A 20,971-nucleotide genomic window follows, 5' to 3' on the forward strand; every position below is an offset into this window, starting at 1 on the left:
TCAGGCGCCCTTGGCGTGCGCCGGCAGCGCCCGCGAAGCCGCCCACGCCATCAGTTCGGACAGCGGCGCGGGCCGCGCCAGGTGGTAGCCCTGCACCAGCTTGCAGCCCAGCGCGCGCAGTGCCTCGAGCTCGTCCTGCGTTTCGACGCCTTCGGCCACGACCTGGATGTTCAGCGAACGGCCGAGCTGGACGATGGCATCCACCAGCACCACGTTGCCCGGTGAGGACGACAGGCCGAGCGTGAAGCTGCGGTCGATCTTCACCTGCCGCACGTGCTCGCTGCGCAGCGACGCCAGCGACGAATAGCCCACGCCGAAGTCGTCGACCACGATCGCCACGCCCGCGGCCGACAGCGTGCTCAACCGGCCGCGCGTGGCATGGGTGTCGAGCGCCACCTCTTCCGTTATCTCGATCTGCAGCCGGCGCGGCGCGATGCCGCGCTCCTTCAGCATGCCCAGCACGATGTCGTCGACCGCGAGCTGCGCCATCTCGCGTGGCGAGACGTTGATGGCGACCGGCGCTGCGGCCAGGCTGGAGCCCGCGGCCTCGAGCTGGCGCATGGCCAGGCAGGCCTCGTCGACCAGGTGCCGCAGCAGCGGCTCCGCCACGCCGGTGCTCGCGGCCGCGTAGATCACTTCCTCGGGAGCGATCTGGCCGTGGCGCGGGTGGTTCCAGCGCATCAGCGCCTCGAGGCTGTGGACCTCGCAGCCGTCGCTGTTCATGATCGGCTGGAACCACACGCCGATATCGCGCGCCTCGATGGCGCGCAGCAGGTCGCGCTCCACGTCCCGCCGCGTGGCCAGCCGCTGGTTGAGCGCCTTGTCGAAGAGCTGGCAGCGGTTGCGCCCGAGGCGCTTGGCCTCGTTGAGCGCCTCGTCGGCAAAGCTGATCATGTCGGCGATCTCGGCCTCGCCCGACACCGAGATGCCGATGCTCACGCCCAGGTGACCGCCGTAGTGCGCCGTGGCGAAAGAGACCGAACGGATCAGCCCCTGCGCGATGGCCGTGGGCGCCTGCCGCTCGTCCCACAGGCTGTAGAGCAGCGCGAATTCGTCGCCGCCCCAGCGCCCGAGGACCGCCTGCATGTCTGCGGTTTCCCGCTGCAGCCAGCGGGCCACGTCCTGCAGCACGCGGTCGCCGGCCTTGTGGCCGAAGGCGTCGTTCACCGCCTTGAAGCCGTCGAGGTCGAGCAGCAGCAGGCCGTGCTGGCGGCCATCGGTCGTGGCGATGCGCAGCGTCGCGGCCTCGGTGAAGCCCTCGCGGTTGAACAGGCCGGTAAGCGAATCGTGCGAGGCCCGGAAGGCCAGTTGCTGCGTTGCATCCAGCGAGAGCGCGTGCGCCAGCCGCAGCTGGGCGGCCATGGCGGTGGCTTCGTTGCGGATGCGGCTGCCTTCGCGGAAGGCCTTGTCGCTGTGCAGCGCGCCGCGCCCCAGCGCCCCGAGGTACAGCAGCACGAGCGCCGCCAGGCACAGGTTGTCGAAGCCGCCCGCATACGCCAGGCAGCCCGCCACCGACAGCAGCGCCGGCGTGATGAAGCCGATGGGCACGAGCGCATAGGCGATGCCATAGGTGACCGCCCCGGCGCAGATGCCGCACACCACCGTCAGGTAGAACACCGCCTGCGGCGAGGAGTAGCCGTCGCACAGCAGCGGAATAAGCGCCCACACACAGCCCGACACCGCGGCCAGGCCGGCTGTCAACCGCAGGTGCCATTCGACCGGGCGGGCGATCGGCGATGTGGCGACGCTGCTGTCGGGCGTGGTGCCCGGCGACGGTGCGAACGGCCAGCGGCAGATGTAGCGGCGCAGTCCGTTCACCATGAGGGACAGCAGCAGCCAGCACAGCCCTTCGAACGCCCGGCCGGCGTTGACGGCGATCAGCGCCGCCGCGCAGCTCAGCACCACGTTGATCGGAATGGCCCGCAGCACGCTGCGGCGTATCGCCACGAGCTGGTCGGTGCGCACCGTGCGGGACAGCACCAGGTCGTCGACGGAAGCAGTGAGCTCGGGAGAAGGCGCGCGGGGAATCATGAAAGGAGCACAGTTTAGGGCGCGGGCCACGCCGGCGCGCCGACTGGTGCGCGGTAACAACGAACTTTCGTTCGACTTTCACCCGGATGTCATGGCCCCATCCCAGACTCGCGGCTTTCGCAGAGACGCGCGCTTCCAGTCCGCGTCGCTTTTTTTAAGCCAGCCATGTCCATCTTCCCGACAGTGCGGCGCGCTGGCGAACACTCGTTTTGAAGGGTTCGAAGAATAGCCCATGCCGGCGCGCGCATCAGCCCCTTTCACGCCCAACAGGCCGATCTGCGGATCGTCGGCAGGCAGGTTGCCATTCCGGCACCCCGCTCCAGCCGACGGTGCCCACGCTGATGTACGACGTCATCGAAGACATCCTGATCACGCTGGGCAAGCAGTATCACAATCAATGCGGGCGGCGTGCCGCGTCGGCGGCATCGATCTCGCGCAGCGACTTGCCCTTGGTTTCCTTGGCGAAGCTGACGGCGACGATGGAGATCAGCGCCGCGCCAACCAAGTACAGGGCGATGGGCGTGGATGACTTGTAGTGCTTGAGCAGTGTGAGCGAAATCCACGGAGTCAGCGAGCCGGCCAGCAGCGGTGCGACCTGATAGCACAACGACAGCGCGGTGTAGCGGATCCGCGTGGGGAACAGCTCGGTCATCAGCGCCGAGTACGGCGAATAGGTCATCGACTCGATCGCCAGCCCCAACACGATCGCGGCCATGATGAGCCATTCGTTGCCGGTGTCCATCATCGGAAAGCCGACGAAGCCCCAGAACGCAGTGAGCACCGCACCAATCAAGTACACCGGCTTGCGGCCGATCACGTCGGAGAGATGGCCCATCACCGGAATCAGCAGGAAGTGGACGGTGTGCGCACCGAACATCAGCAGCAGGATGCGCGAGGTGTTCATGCCCACGATCATCTTCAGGTAGGTCAGAGAGAAGGTGACCACCATGTAGTACAGGATGTTCTCCGCGAAGCGGGCGCCGATGCCGATCAGCACTTCACGCCAGTGGTACTTGAGCACCTGCACAAGGCGCATCTCTTGCTGCTTGACCTGATGCTGGCGCGCCTGCGACTCCTTGAAGATCGGCGCGTCGTCCACCCGCTTGCGGATCCAGTAGCCGATCAGCACGACCACGGCCGAGAACCAGAAGGCCACGCGCCAGCCCCAGCCAAGGAAGTCCGATTCGCTCAGCGTCGAGGACAGCAGCAGCAGGACCACGGTGGCGATCAGGTTGCCCGCCGGCACGCCCGCCTGCGGCCAACTGGCCCAGAAACCGCGGCGGTCGTCAGGACTGTGCTCGCTCACGAGGATGACTGCGCCGCCCCACTCGCCGCCGAATGCGAAGCCCTGGATCAGCCGCAGGCTCACCAGCAGCACCGGTGCCCAGTAGCCGATCGCCTCGAAGGTCGGGAGGCAGCCCATCAGGAAGGTGGTGATACCGACGACGATCAGGCTGATCTGCAGCAGCGTCTTGCGGCCGATCTTGTCCCCGTAGTGGCCAAACACGATCCCGCCCAACGGCCGGGCGGCGAACCCCACCGCGTACAGCGCGAAGGCCGCGAGCACGCCATCGATCGGATTGCCGGTCTGCTTGAAGAAGTGCGTGCCGAACACCAGCGCAGAGGCCGTGCCGTAAAGGAAGAATTCGTACCACTCCGCGATGGACCCGATCATCGACGCGGCGACGACGCGCTTGAGATCGCCGGTGTCTTTCTTGGGAATGCTCGCTGGCATCGTCTCGATTGCTGCGGTGTTTGACATGGGAACGGATCCTCGAAAGGGAAGTGAGAAAAATGCGCGCAGAAGTCCCCGCCCACGAGACGGCGGTTGCCGACTCGCGCCGAGTCCGTGAGCAGGGATTCCTTCGCGCGGGAGGACCTCGCGGAACGAATCCCGCGAGGCGAACCTGAGGAACGCTCAGGTGACGATTGCTCGGCGCGCAACGCGCGCCAGGTAGTCCACGAGCAGATTCACGCCATCGAAAGCGGCCGCGGCTTCAGCACTGGCGATGGTGGTCACGGTGAACGGGGCCGCCGGCCTGAAGGATCAACCGACGACCGATTGGTACTGCGCAGGCCGCGTGGCGAGCGCCTTCTTGACGATGGCTTCGATGAATGCGCGCTCCTCGCCGATGAGCGGCAGGCGCGGACGGCGCATGTGCTCGCTGCCCACGCCCACCAGCACGTCGATGAGCTTGAGGTTCTGCACGAGCTTGGTCGACACGTCGAGGTGCAGCATCGGCGTCATCCACTGGTAGAGCTTGAGCGCCTCGGCGAACTTGCCGGCCTTCATCAGGTCGTACAGCGCGACGGTCTCGCGCGGGAACGCGCAACCCACGCCGGCCAGCAGGCCGTCGCAGCCCAGGGCCAGGCCTTCGTAGGCCAGGTCGTCCACGCCCAGGAACAGCTGATAGCGCTCGCCCACCGTGTTGCGCAGGTCGGTGATGCGGCGGATGTCGTCGGTGCTCTCCTTGATGGCGGCGATCCACTCGCAGTCGGCCAGCTCGACCATGTGCTCGGGCTTGAGGTCGACGCGGTAGGCCACCGGGTTGTTGTAGACCATGATGGGTTTCTGCGCGGCGTTGGCGATGGTGCGCACATTGAGCATCGCCTCGCGCGCGTCGGCCACGTAGATCACCGAGGGCATCACCATGAAGCCGGCCACCCCGAGCTTGTTGGCGCCGTCCACGTAGCGCAGCGCTTCGCGCGTGCTGGTTTCCGACACATTGGCCAGCACCGGGATGCGGCCGTCGGCGGCGTCCAGCGCGATCTTCGCGACCTGCAGCTTTTCTTCCAGCGTCAGCGTGCTGGCTTCGCCGAGCGAGCCGCAGGTGACGAGGCCGTGGATGCCGTTGCGGATCTGGAAGTCGATGTGCCGGGCCGTGCCCTCGGCATCGATGCTCTCGTCGGCGTGGAACTTGGTGGTGATGGCGGGGAAGATGCCTTGCCAGCGGGGATTGGTCACGGATGGTGCTCCTTGGATAACAGGGTGGGTTATTTCAAATATCTTATTAATATATTTAAAACATACGTACAAAATATTAGAGTTATTCGCTATTGACATCGCATCAGGGAATCTACGGATATATGATTCCCCGAATGGCCTTGATTGCGTGCAGTTTTTGTATACAAATAACGCATCCGAAAAACCGGCGCGAAATTTGCGTCAAAACCGGGTCCCGATCCACCCACCCGCACGAGGAAAGACCATGAGCACAGTCGTCAGCCAGGCCCCCGCGGGGGCAAGCGAAGCCGGCATTGCGCCGCACGCGGAATCGAACGCCGTCATCAAGCCGGGCTACCACCCGCGCCTGACCAACGAAGACCTCGCTCCGCTGAAGAAGCAGACCTGGGGCCAATACAACATCTTTGCCTTCTGGATGTCCGACGTGCACAGCGTGGGCGGCTACATCACGGCCGGCAGCCTGTTCGCGCTGGGCCTGTCGAGCTGGCAGGTGCTGGTGTCGCTGCTGGTCGGCATCGTGATCGTGCAGTTCTTCTGCAACCTCGTGGCCAAGCCCAGCCAAGTGACGGGCGTGCCCTACCCGGTGGTGTGCCGCGCGCCCTTCGGCGTGCTGGGCGCCAACATCCCGGCCATCATCCGCGGGCTGATCGCCGTGGCCTGGTACGGCGTGCAGACGTACCTCGCATCGGCCGCATTCATGGTGCTGGCGCTGCACATGGCGCCGGGCCTGGCGCCGTATGCCGATGTCGCGCAACACGGCTTCGTCGGCCTGTCGGCCCTCGGCTGGGTCGCGTTCATGGTCATGTGGGTGCTGCAGGCCTTCGTCTTCTGGCACGGCATGGACGCCATCCGCAAGTTCATCGACTGGGCCGGCCCGGCGGTGTACGTGGTCATGGCCGTGCTGTGCGGCTGGCTGGTGTGGAAGGCCGGCTGGAGCAAGATCGACCTGAACCTCGGCGGCATCAAGTTCCAGGGCTGGGACGCGCTGCCCGTGATGCTCTCGGCCATTGCTCTGGTGGTGAGCTACTTCAGCGGCCCGATGCTCAACTTCGGCGACTTCTCGCGCTACGGCAAGAGCTTCGACGCGGTGAAGAAGGGCAACTTCTGGGGCCTGCCGGTGAACTTCGTGTTCTTCTCGCTGCTGACCGTCATCACCACCGCCGCCACGCTGCCTGTCTTTGGGGAACTGATCACCGATCCGGTGCACACCGTGGGCAAGATCGACAGCACCACCGCCGTCGTGCTGGGCGCGCTGACCTTCATGATCGCGACCATCGGCATCAACATCGTGGCCAACTTCGTGTCGCCGGCCTTCGACTTCTCGAACGTGGCACCGCAGCACATCAGCTGGCGCACGGGCGGCATGATCGCCGCGGTGGGCTCGGTGTTTCTCACGCCATGGAACCTCTACAACAGCCCCGAGGTCATTCACTACACGCTCGACGTGCTGGGTTCGTTCATCGGCCCGCTGTTCGGCATCCTGATTGCCGACTACTACATCGTGCGCAAGCAGCGCATCGACGTGGACGCGCTCTACACGATGAGCCCCAAGGGCGAATACTGGTACAGCGGCGGCTACAACCCGAAGGCGATCCAGGCGCTGGTGCCGGCAGCCATCGTGCCGATCCTGTGCGTGATGGTGCCGGCGCTGCGCGGCGGCGCGAACTATGCGTGGTTCATCGGCATGGGCCTGGGCTTCGTGCTCTATGCCGTGCTGAACCGCAACAACAAGACTTGAACTGAAAGAGAAAGGGAGCGCCGTGCGCATCAAGATCATCAACCCCAACACCACCTGGAGCATGACCGAGAAGATCGGCGCCTGCGCCCGCGCGGTGGCGCATGCCGGCACCGAGATCGTGGCCGTGAGCCCGGCCATGGGGCCGGTCTCCATCGAAAGCCACTACGACGAGGCGCTGGCCGTGCCGGGCTTGCTGCAGGAGATCGCTTCGGGCGAGCGCGACGGGATCGACGGCTACGTGATCGCCTGCTTCGGCGACCCGGGCCTGAAGGCCGCGCGCGAGCTGGCACGCGGCCCCGTGGTGGGCATCGCCGAGGCGGCGATGCACCTGGCCAGCATGATCGGCAGCCGCTTCAGCGTGGTGACCACCCTGGGCCGCACCATGGGCCAGGCCTGGCACCTGGCCGAGATCTACGGCATGGAGCGCTTCTGCGCCAACGTGCGCGCCTGCGAGCTGCCGGTGCTTGAACTCGAGGAGCCCGGCTCGCGTGCGCGCGAACGCATCATCGACGAATGCCGGCGCGCGCTCGAGGAAGACGGCTCCGATTGCATCGTGCTGGGCTGCGCCGGCATGACCGACCTGTGCGTGCACATCGAGCAAGTGCTAGGCGTGCCCGTGATCGACGGCGTGGCCGCGGGCACCAAGCTCATCGAGTCGCTCGTCGCCCTGAAGCTGCGCACCAGCAAGCGCGGGGAGCTGGCGAAGCCCTTGCCCAAGCCCATCGTTGGCGCACTGGAAAGCTTTACGCTTTCGAGCTAGGCCACAATCCGCGCATGCCCCGCGCCAGTTCCAAATCTTTCGTACCCCCCGCCATCGCCGTTCCAGCCGAGAACGGCGCGGCCGCAGCAGACAAGAACAGCTCCATCGAAAGCATCGCCAACGACATCGCCACCGCGATCGTCGAGAAGCGCCTGCCGCCCGGCACCTGGCTGCGCGAAGAGGCGCTGGGCCGGGTCTATTCGGTCAGCCGAACCAAGGTGCGCGCCGCATTGCTGATGCTGTCGAAGGACAAGCTCATCGAGATGATTCCCGACAAGGGCGCGTTCGTCTGCCAGCCCTCGGTGGAAGAGGCCCGCGAGGTGTTCGCGGTGCGCCGCATTCTCGAAAGCGAGGTGGTGCGCCTGTTCGTCGCCGCCGCACGGCCGCGCGACTACCAGGTGCTGGAGCAGCACATCAAGTTCGAACGCACGGCGCTGCGCCAGACCACCACCACGGGCACCGTGCGCGAGAAGCTGCTGGGCGACTTCCATGTGGCGCTGGCCGAGGCCACGGGCAACCGCACGCTGGCCGAGCTGGTGCGCGAACTGGTGGCGCGCAGCTCGCTGATCGCCATGCTGTACCACTCGTCGAACGACCCGCACTGCTCGTCGGACGAGCACGCCGATTTCCTGCGCCTGTGCCGCAAGGGCGATGCCGAGGCCGCCGTGAAGAGCATGAATGACCACCTGGAGCGCATCGAGGCGAGCCTCGAACTGGGCACCGAGAAGCCTGACCGGCAGCTCGATCTGGTGAAGGCGCTGCTCGCCTAGGGAGGGTCTGCAGGACAGCCTGAAGGTGTCCTGGGCACCCGGGTGCGATTCAGCGCCGGGCTTTCTTCGCAGCGCGCTTCCTGGGCTCGCGCGAAGAGGAGTCGGCCGGTGCGACAGCTGCAGTTCCCAGGCATTCCGCACTTGCGATCAGTCCGCGCAGGAACACCATGATCAGCCGGCCCGAGGGATCCGGGCGCGTGCTCATCCGCTGCAGTGCCAGCCCATGCGAGAGTGCCATGAAGGCCGCGGCCAGTTCGTCCGGTGCGGCAGGGGGCGAGCGCCCGAGCTTGTCGAACAACAGGCCGATCACGCCGCCGATCTCGGACCGGTGTTTGTCCCACACCTTCCGGTACTCCGCAGCGAACGCCGGGCTGCGGTTGGCATGCAACTGCAGTTCGATGGAAAGCATGCACCAGTCGGCATCGTGATTGAGCGTGGAAGCCCAGGCTTCCAGTTCGGCCAGCATCTGTTCGGGCTGTTGCGCGTCGTTGCCCAAGACCGTGGAAAGCCGCGTCGCTTCCGCTTCCATGTGCCGTCGCAGCAACTCCAGCAGGACGTCTTCCTTGCTCGAGAAGTTCGAATAGAAAGCACCTTGGGAGTAGCCCGCCTTGTCCGCGATGTCGCGGATCGACGCGCCCCCATAGCCGTTCGACACGAACAGGTGCTGCGCGGTGTCGATCAGGCGCTCGCGAGTCTGCGCCCGGCTTTCCTCACGGGTCAGGCGCCTTCTTGCTGTCGTGGGGCTCATGCCTCAAAAGATATCACATGAACTTTGGATGTCGACCGGCGGGCGCGTGCTTCCGGAGGCAAGGCTGGGACACTTCTTCAGATATCACTTGATATTTCAAAATGCCGAAGGTACATTCAAAACTCATTTGATCTTTGACATTCAATCGATATGGAAAAATCCAAGAGCCCGAGGTCCGCATTTGTCACCGGCGCCACCGGCCTTCTCGGCAACAACCTTGTGCGCGAGCTGGTCGCGCGCGGCGTCTCCGTCAAGGCCCTCGCCCGCTCGAAGGCCAAAGGTCAGCAGCAGTTTGCGGGGATGAAAGGCGTCGAATTGGTGCTGGGCGACATGGCGGATGTACCCGCTTTCTCCAAGGCACTGCAAGGATGCGACGTGGTGTTCCACACCGCCGCCTTCTTCCGGGACAACTTCAAGGGCGGCAGCCACTGGGAAGAGCTCAAACGCATCAATGTGGACGGCACGCAGCAGCTCATCGAGCGGGCATACGACGCCGGCATTCGGCGCTTCGTTCAGACCTCGTCCATCGCGGTGCTGAATGGCGAGCCGGGCATGCCCATCGACGAGACCTGTCTGCGTGACCTGGCAGATGCCGACGACGACTACTACCGCAGCAAGATACTGGCCGATCAAGTCGTGTCGGCCTTTCTTGCAGCGCACCCGGACATGCACGCGAGCTTTGTCTTGCCAGGGTGGATGTGGGGGCCGGCCGATATTGGCCCCACCTCGTCAGGACAATTTGTCAACGATGTGGTGCTTGGAAAATTGCCTGGGTTGCTGCCTGGGAGCTTTTCCGTTGTCGATGCCCGCGATGTGGCGAGGGCGCAGATTTCGGCCGCGGAGCACGGGCAGCGCGGCGAACGCTATCTGGCTGCCGGCCGCCACATGACGATGCAGGAACTGGTGCCCTTGATGGGGAAGATCGCGGGCATCAAGACGCCGACACGCAACTTGCCCTTCCCGCTCCTGTATCTCCTGGCGGCGGCACAGGAGCTCTATGCGCGGATCAGCGGCAAACCCATCCTGCTCAGCCTGGCGACGGTGCGGCTGATGCGCAAGGAGGCGGGGCGCAGCCATTTCAATCACACGAAGAGCGAGCAGAAACTTCAACTGAAGTTTCGCCCGATCGAGCAAACCGTTGCCGATACGGTCGCCTGGTATCGCGGCAATGGCTGGCTGCCCAGTGCGTCGCCCCGATAGCGCCAAGCAAATCGCTTTTTCGCCCTTGCGACGGGCCCGAGCCGCCCAACCCAATAAAGGAAAGACCGTGACGAACAAATTGATCTTGAAACTCTTGACGGCCTTCGGAGCCGTCCTTCTTGTCGCGGCAGCGCCGCACGAATCCGCGGCACAGGGCATCCCCTCGGCCAGGGCGGCGGACAGCATGGCCGAGTTCTGCAGGAAAGGACAGGCGGAGTACCCGGGAGGCATCGCTCGCATGCATCCTTCGTTCAAATTCAACATCTGTTGGTGGCTCGAGGATGCCGGCATCGAAGCAAGCACGTTCGACGACGTCGTTGGAACGCCGCCGGAACATGCCGGGCCGTCGCAGGCGGCCTGGCAAGCGACTTTCAGCAAGCCCGCCCAGGTGCATCTGGAACGAGCCCGCGTGGCCGAAGAGCGGGGCGACAGCGCGGCCGCATCGGCCGAATACAAGAAGGCCGCTTTCTATCTGCGGATGAATCGGCTGCCCAAGCGTGTCCCCGCCGCGGATCTGCAGGCGACCGAACGAGCCTACGCGGTCCTGGGAAAGCCGCTCCAGCGGATCACATTCAAGACCGGAGAGAAAGAATTCATTGGCTACTTCCGAGCCCCGTCGGCACGACGCGGCAGCAACGAGAAGCTGCCGGTGCTGGTCATCCTCGGCGGCCTCGACAACCTGAAGACGGAGATGATCCGGCACAGCGACTACTTCATGGGCCGCGGGTTCGCAACCCTCATTGTGGAAAATCCGGACACTGGGGAGAACCAGTTGGGATTCCGTCCGGAGTCCTCCGCGATGCTTGACACGGTTGCGGACTACATCAAGACCCGCAGCGACCTGGACGCGAGCCGAGTGGCCGTGTACGGCTGGAGCATGGGAGGCTACTTGGGAACGCTTGGCGGGCTGAGGAACGACTTCTACAAGGCGATCGTCAACATAGGCGGCCCCAGCGATTCGAGCTTCGGACAAGCGCATTGCAAGACGGCGCCGGCATGGATCGTCGCGCCCTACACCGTGTTTGCCAACATGAATCCGCAGACGACACCCCGTCAGGCGATGTGCGAATACTACGAAGCATTCCAACTCTCACGTCAATTGAAGATGCCAACCGCGGTGCAGTTGCACAAACCCATTCTCATGGTGAACGGCGCCCGCGAAGATCTCGTCTCCAGAGATGAACCTGCGTCCCTTGCGGCTCTTGGCTTCAATGTGACGCAACTGGTATTTGGGGAGGATGGCCACACGGCGGAGTCGAACATGCGAGAGCACTTCGAGTTCACCGCGAACTGGCTCATGCGGCGGCTGAAATTGGAAAACTGATCGTCTTCGCCCAGGGCCCGCGATGCGGGTTTTCCTGCATCCGGATTGCCGCATAAATTGTATACAGTTTGGCGTACACACCAGGTGGACGCCACGGAACACCGCGCCGTTCACGCCTCTCTCCCCTTGCTGCGCCAGGAGATACACGATGACGGCCGAGACCTCTTCCACTGTTCCGACAGTCCATCCCGTGGACCAGCGCCTGCCTTCTGGCAAGCTCGCGGCCCTTGGCCTGCAGCACGTGCTGGTGATGTATGCGGGCGCGGTCGCGGTGCCGCTCATCGTCGGGCGCGCGCTCAAGCTCTCGCCCGACGAGGTCGCCCTGCTGATCTCGGCCGACCTGTTCTGCTGCGGCATCGCCACGCTGATCCAGGCGCTGGGTGCCACGCAGTTCTTCGGCATCAAGCTGCCCGTGATGATGGGCGTCACCTTCGCGTCGGTGGCGCCAATGGTCGCCATCGCCAACGCCAACCCGGGCCAGAACGGCGCGCAGCTGCTGTTCGGCGCCATCATCGGCGCGGGCATCGTATCGATACTGATCGCGCCGCTGGTGAGCCGCATGCTGCGCTTCTTTCCGCCGGTGGTCACGGGCACCATCATCGCGGTCATCGGCATCAGCCTGATGCGCGTGGGCATCAACTGGATCTTCGGCAACCCCGTGGGCCCGACCGCGCCCGCGCTGGTCGACCCGGTGTATGCGAAGTGGCTGGCCGAGGTCACCTCGCCCGGCAGTTCCATTCCCGCGGTGCCCAAGGGCTTCGCGATCATGCCCACGGTGCCCAACCCCAAGTACGCGGACCTCTCTGGCTTCGGCGTGGCGGCGCTGGTGCTGGTGTCGATCCTGCTGATCGTCAAGTACGCCAAGGGGTTCATCGCCAACATCTCGGTGCTGCTGGGCATCGTGATCGGTGCGGTGGTGGCCTCGGTCACCGGCCTCATGACCTACGAGAAGGTGGGCAAGGCCGCCTGGGTCGACATCGTGCTGCCCTTTCACTTCGGCATGCCGCAGTTCGACCCGATCCTGATCCTCACGATGACGCTGATCATGATCGTGGTGATGATCGAATCGACCGGCATGTTCCTCGCTCTCGGTGAAATGACCGACCGCAAGATCAGCCAGAAGGACCTGGCGCGCGGCCTGCGCACCGACGGCCTGGGCACGCTGATCGGCGGCATCTTCAACACCTTCCCGTACACCAGCTTCTCGCAGAACGTGGGCCTCGTGGCCGTCACGGGCATCAAGAGCCGCTACGTGTGCGTGGCCGGCGGCGCGATCCTGATCGTGCTGGGCCTGCTGCCGAAGATGGCCGCGCTGGTGGAATCGTTGCCCACCGTGGTGCTCGGCGGCGCGGGCCTCGTGATGTTCGGCATGGTGGCGGCCACGGGCATCCGCATTCTCTCGGGCGTGGATTTCAAGACCAACCGCCACAACGCGATGATCGTCGCGGTGTCCATCGGCATCGGCATGATTCCGCTGATCGCGCCCAACTTCAAGCAATGGATGCCGCACGCGATCCACTCGCTGATCGAGTCGGGCATTCTGCTGGCGTCGATCGCGGCCGTGCTTCTCAACCTGTTCCTCAACGGCGCGAAGCACGACGAGCAGGCTGTGATCGCCGCGGCCAAGCAGGCCGAGGCGCACTGATCCTTCTTTCTTCTTCTCAGATCATTGCCAGCGGCGTCTTGCGCCGCGGCGGTGGATGCAGACGGTCCAGCTCGGCCAGGGTGGCCGCATCGAGTTGCAGATCGGCGGCAGCCAGGTTCTCCTTCAGGTGCGCACTGCGCACCGCCTTCGGAATCGCGGCCACGCCGGGCCGTGCGACGACGGCGGCCAGTGCAAGCTGCGCAGCCGTCACGCCGAGCCGGCCGGCCAGTTCGCTCAGCCCATCGTCTTCGGCCAGCGCCCCCTGGTCGATCGGGCTGTAGGCCATCAGCGGCATGCCGCGTTCGCGCTGCCAGGGCAGCAGGCTGAACTCGGGACCGCGCTCGCCGAGCGACAGGTACACCTGGTTCGCCGCACAGCCCGGCCCGTCGCCCACGGCCTGCATCAGCTCTTCCATGTCGTCGGTGTCGAAGTTGCTCACGCCCCAGTGGCCGATGCGTCCGTCCGCCACCAGCGACTGCATCGCGGCGACGGTCTCGCGCAGCGGATGGTTGCCGCGCCAGTGCAGCAGGTAGAGGTCGATGGCGTCGAGGCCAAGCCGCTTCAGGCTGCGCTCGCAGGCGTCGCGCGTGCCGCGCCGGCTGGCGTTGTGCGGATAAACCTTGCTGACGACGAAGAGCTCTTCACGCCGTGCATCGCCCGCGCGCAAGGCCTCGGCAATGGCCTGGCCCACCACTGTTTCGGCCCCGCCTTCGCCGTACATCTCGGCCGTGTCGATGAGCCGGTAGCCGAGGGCGATGGCCTCGCGCACGGCTTTCACCTCCGCCGCACGATGACCCGCGTTTTCGCCCATGCGCCAGGTGCCCAGGCCGAGGACGGGCATCTCGCCGCCGGTGGGAAGTTGGAGTGTTCGCATCGGGCCATGGTACGAGGGACATAAGGTCGTGTCAGCCCTCCGGCGACGACTTTCCCGGTGCTCCGTGCAGCAGCACGGCGTTCGCCCGGGGCACCTCCAGCCTTCTAATTTTTCGAAATCGAAGTCGATTCCGTGACATTGAATTGACAAAGTCCTCTATGAAATCTCGCCGCTTCGCCTTCTGATTTTGTCAAGGCGGTTTGGGTGCCAACCCCCACCGCACCCCCACCCCTCGCTCCTAGAATTTTTCAACAGCCCAGCGTCGCAGGCGCCGGCCCCCGAACGCAACGAACTTGGAACAGGTTGAGTCAATGCAGAAGAAGCACAGGATTGCCGTCATTCCCGGAGACGGCATCGGCGTCGAGGTCATGCCCGAAGGGTTGCGCGTGCTCGACGCGGTGGGTCGCCGCTTCGGCATCGACTTCTCCTACGACCATTTCGACTGGGGTTCCGACCACTATGTGCGCACCGGCCTGATGATGCCGGCCGACTGGGCCGACAAGATCCAGGGCCACGACGCCATCTACTTCGGCGCGGTGGGCGCCCCCGACAAGGTGCCCGATCACATCGCCGTGTGGGGCCTGCTCATCAAGATCCGCCGCGACTTCGACCAGTACGTCAACCTGCGCCCCGTGCGCCTGATGCCCGGCGTGCCCGGTCCGCTGGCGCACCGCAAGCCCGGCGACATCGACTTCCTGGTGGTGCGCGAGAACACCGAAGGCGAATACACCTCCGTGGGCGGCCGCCTGTTCGAAGGCACGCCGCGCGAAATGGCGATCCAGGAAGCCGTGTTCACCCGCACCGGCGTGGACCGCATCATCGACTACGCGTTCAAGCTCGCCAGCCGCCGCAAGCGCAAGAGCCTGACGGCCGCCACCAAGTCGAACGGCATCTCGATCACCATGCCCTACTGGGACGAACGCCTGGCCGAAATCGCCACGCGCTACCCCGACGTGGCGACGAACAAGTTCCACATCGACATCCTCTGCGCGCACTTCGTGCAGCACCCCGACTGGTTCGACGTGGTCGTGGCCTCCAACCTCTTCGGCGACATCCTGTCCGACCTGGGCCCGGCCTGCACCGGCACCATCGGCATCGCGCCCTCGGCCAACCTGAATCCGGAGCGCAAGTTCCCGTCGCTGTTCGAGCCCGTGCATGGCTCGGCGCCCGACATCGCAGGCAAGGGCATCGCCAATCCCATCGGCCAGATCTGGTCGGCCGCGCTGATGCTGGACCACCTCGGCGGCGACGATCCCGTCTACGCGCAGGCTTCCGCCGCCGTGCTGTCGGCCATCGAGACTGTACTGAGCGAAGGTCCGCGCACCCGCGACATGGGCGGCACGGCCAACACCGTGGATGTGGGCCGCGCGATCGCCGAATGCATTTCTGCATGACGAATCTGGAAGCCAGGGGTCGGTACGGAGTGCGTCGTTCGGGGTGCGCTCACGCCGACGGGGTACCTTGCTCCGCGAATGTCCTCCGGCCTTCGGCCTCCCCCTTTATTTCGCTGCGCAAGGCACCCCGCCGGCGTGAGCGTTCAGCAGAGCGGTTGAACTGCCGGCACGAGCGCCGCGTCCATCGTGCACAGGGCATCGGGCGCTCCCCGCAGCGAAATAAAGGAGGAGGCCGCAGGCCGGGGGACATTCGCGCAGGGGAGTACCCGATGGTCTGTGCACGCACCCCGAACACACCGCAACACAACACCACGCAGCGGAGTCACTGACATGGGCCTCTTCCTGCTCAAGCGCACGCTGACGCTGATCGGCACGCTGATCGGCGCGTCCATCATCGTGTTCCTCGTTCTGGAAATTCTTCCAGGCAACGCCGCGCAGATGCTCATGGGTCCCGACGCCTCGCCCGAAGCCGTCGCCGCCCTGGCCACCAAGCTCGGCCTCGACCAGCCCGCGTGGACGCGCTACTGGCACTGGATCGGCGGCTTGCTGACCGGCCACCTCGGCGACAGCTACGCCTACAGCTCGCCCGTGCTCGACCTGATCCTCGAACGCCTCGCGCTCACCGTGCCGCTGGCCATGATGGCGATGGCCCTGACCGTCGTCATCGCGCTGCTGGTGGGCGTGACGGCCGCCGCGCGCCACAACAAGCTCGGCGACGTCGGCCTCATGGGCATGGCTCAGGTCGGCATCGCGATTCCGAACTTCTGGTTCGCCATCCTGCTGATCCTCGTGTTCTCGGTGCAACTGCAGTGGTTCTCCGCCGGGGGCTTCGAGGGCTGGGGCGAAGGCATCTTCGCGGGCATCAAGTCGCTGCTGCTGCCTGCGCTGTCGCTGGCGGTGGTGCAGGCAGCGATCCTCGCGCGCATCACGCGTTCGGCGGTGCTGGAGGTGATGCGGGAAGACTTCGTTCGCACCGCGCGTGCCAAGGGTGTGTCGCAACGAGCCGTGCTGTGGACCCACGTGCTGCGCAACGCCATGATCCCGGTCATCACGGTCATGGGCATGCAGTTCTCCGAGCTGCTGGCCGGCACCATCGTGGTGGAGAACGTGTTCTATCTGCCGGGCCTGGGCCGCCTCATCTTCCAGGCCATCAGCAACCGCGACCTGATCGTGGTGCGCAACTGCGTGATGCTGCTGGCGGCCATGGTGGTGATCGTGAACTTCGTGGTCGACGTGCTGTATGCCGTGATCGATCCGCGCATCAAGGCCAGCGACATATGAGCTCCGTCATCGCCGCTCCGAGCGCTGTGGCGCTCGTCAAGCTCCCCGGCTTCTGGCAGCGCGCGCTGAAGCACCGCAGCTTCGTCATCGGCGGCGTGCTGGCCGCGCTGCTGCTCGTCGCCGCCCTGGTCTCCTTCGTGTGGACGCCGTGGTCGCCGTATGCGATGGACATGGCGAACAAGATGCAGGCGCCCTCCGCATCGCATTGGCTGGGAACCGACGCGTTCGGGCGCGACGTGGCTTCGCTGCTGCTGGTCGGTGCCCGCGCATCCATCCTCGTGGGTGTGATCGCAGTCGGCATCGGCCTCGTGGTTGGCACCGCCTTGGGCCTGCTGGCTGCCGCCAAGCGCGGCTGGGTCGAAGAAGCGGTGATGCGGCTGTCGGACTTCACGCTGGCCTTCCCCGCGATCCTCTCGGCCATCATGATGACCGCCGTGTTCGGCGCCGGCATCGTGAATGCCATCGTGGCCATCGGCATCTACAACATCCCGACCTTCGCGCGCATCACGCGCGCCTCGGCCAACGCCATCTGGTCGCGCGAGTACGTGGCCGCCGCGCGCGCCTGCGGCAAGGGCAGCTTCGCGATCACGATGCAGCACGTGCTGCCGAACATCTCGGCCGTGCTGATCGTGCAGATCACGATCCGATTCGCCATCGCCATACTGGCCGAGGCCGCCCTCTCCTACCTGGGCCTGGGCACGCAGCCGCCGCAACCCTCGTGGGGCCGCATGCTCAGCGAAGCACAGACCCTCATGTTCCAGCAGCCGCTGCTGGCCGTCTTCCCCGGCATGGCGATAGCCTTCGCTGTGCTCGGGCTGAACCTTCTTGGCGACGGGTTGCGCGACTTGCTCGACCCGCGCCTGGCCAGAGCCCGGTAAGCGCCATGCCCCTCCTCGAAGTCAACAACCTCCAGATCGGCCTGCAGACCCAGCGCGGGCCGGCGCAGGCCGTGCGCGGTATCTCGTTCTCGCTGGAACGTGGCGAAACGCTGGGCATCGTCGGCGAATCGGGCTGCGGCAAGTCGATCACGGTGATGTCGCTGATGGGCCTGCTGCCGTCGAGCGCCAAGGTCACGGGCAGCATCAAGCTCGACGGGCAGGAACTCGTCGGCCTGCCCGAGAAGCAGATGTGCCATATCCGCGGCAACCGCATCGGCATGATCTTCCAGGAGCCGATGACGGCGCTGAACCCGGTGCACACCATCGCGCGCCAGGTGGGCGAGCCTCTGCGGCTGCACCGCGGCCTGACCAAGGAACGGGCCCGCAAGGAGGCGTTGAGCCTGCTCGACCGCGTGGGCATCCCCGACGCGGCCTCGCGCCTCGATGCCTATCCGCACCAGTTCTCCGGCGGCCAGCGCCAGCGCATCGGCATCGCGATGGCGCTCGCCTGCGGGCCCGACTTGCTGATCGCCGACGAGCCCACCACTGCACTCGACGTGACGATCCAAAAGCAGGTGCTCGACCTGATCCAGGGCCTGGTCAAGGAAATGGGCATGGCGCTGATCCTGATCTCGCACGACCTCGGCGTGATTTCCAACAGCGTGAAGCGCATGCTCGTGATGTATGGCGGCAGCGCGGTCGAGAGCGGCCCGACGGACGTGGTCTTTGCCGGTCGCGCACATCCCTACACGCGCGGCCTGTTCGCGGCGCGCCCCGCCATCGGCGCGGTGCGCGCGGGCCGGCTGCCAACCATCCAGGGCAGTGTGCCTGAGCTGGTCGACATGCCCCGGGGCTGCGCCTTCTCGGGCCGCTGCGCCCACACCATCGACCTCTGCCAGAGCACGCGGCCCCGCGCCACGATGCTGCCGAACGACCATGCCGTGAGCTGCCTGCGGCTGGGCGAAATCGCCGCGTCGAACACCAGGGCGGCCACCGCATGAGCCAGCCACCCAGCACCGCCGCCGGCCAGCCCCTGCTGGCCGTGAACAACCTCTATCGCCACTACGCGCTGCCGCGCGAGAAGCTCTTCGGCCCGCCGCCGACCGTGAAGGCGCTCAATGGCGTGAGCTTCGAGGTGCGCGCCGGCAAGAGCGTCGGCATCGTCGGCGAATCGGGTTCGGGCAAGTCGACCATCGCGCGTCTCGTGATGGCGCTGGACACGCCGACTTCGGGCAGCGTGCGCCTCGAAGGCCGCGACCTGCACACGCTGTCGAAGGCCGAGCTGCGCACCGCGCGGCGCGATTTCCAGATGGTGTTCCAGGACCCCTACGGCTCGCTAGACCCACGCCAGACCGTCGCGCGCATCGTCGCCGAGCCCCTCGAGGCGCTGGCCGAAACGAGTCGCGCCGTGCAGCGCGAGCGTGCCGACGAGGCGCTCGCCGCAGTCGGCCTGCGCACCACCGACATGGACAAGTACCCGCACGAGTTCTCGGGCGGCCAGCGCCAGCGCATTGCGATTGCACGGGCGCTGATCACGCGCCCCAAGCTCATCGTGGCCGACGAGCCTGTCAGCGCGCTCGACGTGTCGGTGCAGGCCCAGGTGCTCAACCTCATGCAGGACCTGCAGCAGCAGTTCGGCATCAGCTACCTGCTCATCAGCCACGACCTCGCGGTGGTCAACCACCTGTGCGATGAAGTGTGCGTGGTCTTCAAGGGCCGCATCGTGGAGCGCGGCCGCCCGGCCGACCTGTTCCGGCACGCGCAGCACGAGTACACGCGCACCCTGCTTTCCGCCGTTCTGCACACGCCGTCCCGCTAGCCGGGCGGTCGTTCTTTCTTTCCATCACCCTCACCTCCAGGAACTACCGAATGTTGAAGCGACGCACACTCATGACTTCCGCCATGGCCGCGGCAATCCCGGGTGTCTTCCTGCCCCAGGCGCGTGCGCAGGCCGGCAAGAACACGCTGACGATCGGCATGCCGCTCGAACCGCCGGGCCTGGACCCGACGACCGGCGCCGCATCGGCCATCGCGGAGATCACGCAGTACAACATCTTCGAGACGCTCACCAAGGTGAACGCCGACGGCTCGGTCACGCCGATGCTGGCAGAGAGCTGGACCTCGTCACCCGACATGAAGACCTTCGTCTTCAAGCTGCGCAAGGGTGTGCGCTTCGAGAATGGTCAGCCCTTCAACGCATCGGTCGTGAAGTTCTCGTTCGACCGCGCGGGCGGCGCCAAGAGCACCAACAAGGACAAACGCTTCTTCAGCGAGATCGGCACCGTGGTGCTCGACGATTACATGGTCGGCGTGAACAGCACGCTGCCCAATCCCGACCTGCCCTTCATGCTCGGCCAGTCGACCGCCTGCATCGTGGAGCCCAAGAGCGCCGAGACCAACGCCACCGCGCCGGTGGGCACCGGCCCGTACAAGCTGAGCGCCTGGCAGCGCGGCGCCTCGTGCACACTGGTGAAGTCGCCAACGTACCGTGACCCTAACCTCGCGAAGACCGAGAAGTTCGTTTTCCGCTTCATGTCGGACACCGCCGCGCAGACCGCCGCGCTGATGGCCAACGACATCGACATCTTTCCGCGCGCGGGCACGCGCTCGGTGAGCCAGTTCAAGGGCAACCCGCGCTTCCAGGTGATCGAGGTCGGCACGCGCGGCAAGGTGATCCTCACCATCAACAACCGCAAGAAGCCGCTGGACGACGTGCGAGTGCGCCGCGCCATCCTGGCGGCCATCGACCGCAACGCGATCGTTCAGGGCGCGGCAGATGGCTTCGGCAAGCCCATCGGCAGCCACTACGCACTGGGCGCGCCGGGCTTCATCGACACCACCGCGTTGAACCCCTACGACGTAGAGAAGGCGAAGAAACTGCTGGCCGAGGCCGGCGTGAAGACACCGCTCGAACTGCGCCTGCAGCTGCCGCCGCCTTCGTATGCGCGGCAAGGCGGCGAGGTGATCGCGGCGCAGCTGGCGCAGATCGGCATCCACGTGAAGATCCAGAACGTCGAATGGGCTCAGTGGCTCAGCGGCACCTTCGGCGGCGCGCACGACTTCGACCTGACGATGGTCGCCCACGTGGAGCCCTTCGACCTCGTGAAGTACACCGAGCCCGACTACTACTGGGGCTACGACTCGAAGAAGTTCCGCGACCTGTTCGCCACCATCCAGAACGAAGAGAACAAGAAGCGCCGCGCCGAACTGCTGGCCGAGGCGCAGCGCGAGCTGGCCACGGACGCGGTCAATGGCTTCCTGTACCAGGCGGTGTTCCCGACCATCGCGCGCAAGGAAGTGAAGGGCCTGTGGCCGAGCATGCCGATCGTGGTGAACGACCTGGCCGCGATCTCGTGGGGCTGA

General features: G+C 65.7%; 17 protein-coding genes. 12 read left to right on the forward strand and 5 right to left on the reverse strand.

The features are described 5' to 3' along the window. The 3 genes from ACEN9N_RS16020 to ACEN9N_RS16030 form a co-directional block, all read right to left on the reverse strand. Window positions 1–2,031 (reverse strand): putative bifunctional diguanylate cyclase/phosphodiesterase, encoded by a 2,031-nt coding sequence (locus ACEN9N_RS16020; protein ID WP_495653976.1) that lies wholly within the window; start codon window positions 2,029–2,031, stop codon window positions 1–3. A 394-nt stretch (window positions 2,032–2,425) separates the two neighbouring features. Further along, window positions 2,426–3,766, reverse strand: coding sequence for a fosfomycin efflux MFS transporter AbaF (gene abaF / locus ACEN9N_RS16025; protein ID WP_495656392.1), 1,341 nt, complete (start codon window positions 3,764–3,766; stop codon window positions 2,426–2,428). Between the two features lie 312 nt (window positions 3,767–4,078). Continuing rightward, complete coding sequence (locus tag ACEN9N_RS16030) at window positions 4,079–4,996, reverse strand: dihydrodipicolinate synthase family protein (RefSeq protein WP_495653977.1); 918 nt, start codon at window positions 4,994–4,996, stop codon at window positions 4,079–4,081. 244 nt (window positions 4,997–5,240) lie between these two features. Between ACEN9N_RS16030 and ACEN9N_RS16035 the strand changes: the two genes are divergently transcribed. The 3 genes from ACEN9N_RS16035 to ACEN9N_RS16045 are packed head-to-tail and all read left to right on the forward strand — an operon-like array spanning window position 5,241 to window position 8,264. Then, window positions 5,241–6,734, forward strand: coding sequence for an NCS1 family nucleobase:cation symporter-1 (locus ACEN9N_RS16035; RefSeq protein ID WP_495653978.1), 1,494 nt, complete (start codon window positions 5,241–5,243; stop codon window positions 6,732–6,734). Between the two features lie 22 nt (window positions 6,735–6,756). Continuing rightward, window positions 6,757–7,494, forward strand: coding sequence for an aspartate/glutamate racemase family protein (locus tag ACEN9N_RS16040; protein ID WP_495653979.1), 738 nt, complete (start codon window positions 6,757–6,759; stop codon window positions 7,492–7,494). 14 nt (window positions 7,495–7,508) lie between these two features. Next, window positions 7,509–8,264 carry a GntR family transcriptional regulator gene (locus ACEN9N_RS16045; RefSeq protein WP_495653980.1) on the forward strand — a complete coding sequence of 252 codons (756 nt, stop codon included), beginning with the start codon at window positions 7,509–7,511 and terminating at the stop codon, window positions 8,262–8,264. 49 nt (window positions 8,265–8,313) lie between these two features. Here ACEN9N_RS16045 and ACEN9N_RS16050 read toward each other — a convergent pair whose 3' ends face one another. Further along, window positions 8,314–9,012, reverse strand: a complete 699-nt coding sequence (locus tag ACEN9N_RS16050) for a TetR/AcrR family transcriptional regulator (protein WP_413315595.1) — start codon at window positions 9,010–9,012, stop codon at window positions 8,314–8,316. A gap of 150 nt (window positions 9,013–9,162) precedes the next feature. Here ACEN9N_RS16050 and ACEN9N_RS16055 point away from each other — a divergent pair, with 150 nt between their 5' ends. The 3 genes from ACEN9N_RS16055 (at window position 9,163) to ACEN9N_RS16065 (ending at window position 13,181) form a co-directional block, all read left to right on the forward strand. Next, window positions 9,163–10,212, forward strand: coding sequence for an SDR family oxidoreductase (locus ACEN9N_RS16055; RefSeq protein WP_413315596.1), 1,050 nt, complete (start codon window positions 9,163–9,165; stop codon window positions 10,210–10,212). A 67-nt stretch (window positions 10,213–10,279) separates the two neighbouring features. Continuing rightward, the gene (locus ACEN9N_RS16060; protein ID WP_495653981.1) at window positions 10,280–11,536 is read left to right on the forward strand and encodes an alpha/beta hydrolase family protein; all 1,257 of its coding nucleotides are present in this window, start codon (window positions 10,280–10,282) and stop codon (window positions 11,534–11,536) included. Window positions 11,537–11,684: 148 nt separating this feature from the next. Next, window positions 11,685–13,181: a nucleobase:cation symporter-2 family protein gene (locus ACEN9N_RS16065; RefSeq protein ID WP_495653982.1), complete on the forward strand. Its 1,497-nt coding sequence runs from the start codon at window positions 11,685–11,687 to the stop codon at window positions 13,179–13,181. A 16-nt stretch (window positions 13,182–13,197) separates the two neighbouring features. Here the strand turns inward: ACEN9N_RS16065 and ACEN9N_RS16070 are convergent, their stop codons facing one another. After that, window positions 13,198–14,055 carry an aldo/keto reductase gene (locus ACEN9N_RS16070; RefSeq protein WP_413315598.1) on the reverse strand — a complete coding sequence of 286 codons (858 nt, stop codon included), beginning with the start codon at window positions 14,053–14,055 and terminating at the stop codon, window positions 13,198–13,200. A 311-nt stretch (window positions 14,056–14,366) separates the two neighbouring features. Between ACEN9N_RS16070 and ACEN9N_RS16075 the strand changes: the two genes are divergently transcribed. The 6 genes from ACEN9N_RS16075 to ACEN9N_RS16100 all read left to right on the forward strand — a co-directional run bounded on the left by ACEN9N_RS16075 (window position 14,367) and on the right by ACEN9N_RS16100 (window position 20,971). Then, a complete protein-coding gene (locus ACEN9N_RS16075; protein WP_157609097.1) occupies window positions 14,367–15,449 on the forward strand; it encodes a tartrate dehydrogenase in 1,083 nt (360 codons plus the stop codon). A gap of 330 nt (window positions 15,450–15,779) precedes the next feature. Beyond that, a complete protein-coding gene (locus ACEN9N_RS16080) occupies window positions 15,780–16,730 on the forward strand; it encodes an ABC transporter permease (RefSeq protein ID WP_413315599.1) in 951 nt (316 codons plus the stop codon). Then, on the forward strand, window positions 16,727–17,608 hold the full coding sequence (locus tag ACEN9N_RS16085; RefSeq protein ID WP_495653983.1) for an ABC transporter permease: 882 nt from the start codon (window positions 16,727–16,729) through the stop codon (window positions 17,606–17,608). The genes ACEN9N_RS16080 and ACEN9N_RS16085 overlap by 4 nt, the downstream gene beginning before the upstream one ends. A 5-nt stretch (window positions 17,609–17,613) precedes the next feature. Then, on the forward strand, window positions 17,614–18,609 hold the full coding sequence (locus tag ACEN9N_RS16090; protein WP_495653984.1) for an ABC transporter ATP-binding protein: 996 nt from the start codon (window positions 17,614–17,616) through the stop codon (window positions 18,607–18,609). Next, the gene (locus ACEN9N_RS16095) at window positions 18,606–19,427 is read left to right on the forward strand and encodes an ATP-binding cassette domain-containing protein (protein ID WP_413315602.1); all 822 of its coding nucleotides are present in this window, start codon (window positions 18,606–18,608) and stop codon (window positions 19,425–19,427) included. The genes ACEN9N_RS16090 and ACEN9N_RS16095 overlap by 4 nt, the downstream gene beginning before the upstream one ends. Window positions 19,428–19,477: 50 nt before the next feature. Further along, window positions 19,478–20,971, forward strand: coding sequence for an ABC transporter substrate-binding protein (locus tag ACEN9N_RS16100; RefSeq protein ID WP_413315603.1), 1,494 nt, complete (start codon window positions 19,478–19,480; stop codon window positions 20,969–20,971).

This window comes from Variovorax sp. Varisp46, assembly GCF_059491885.1.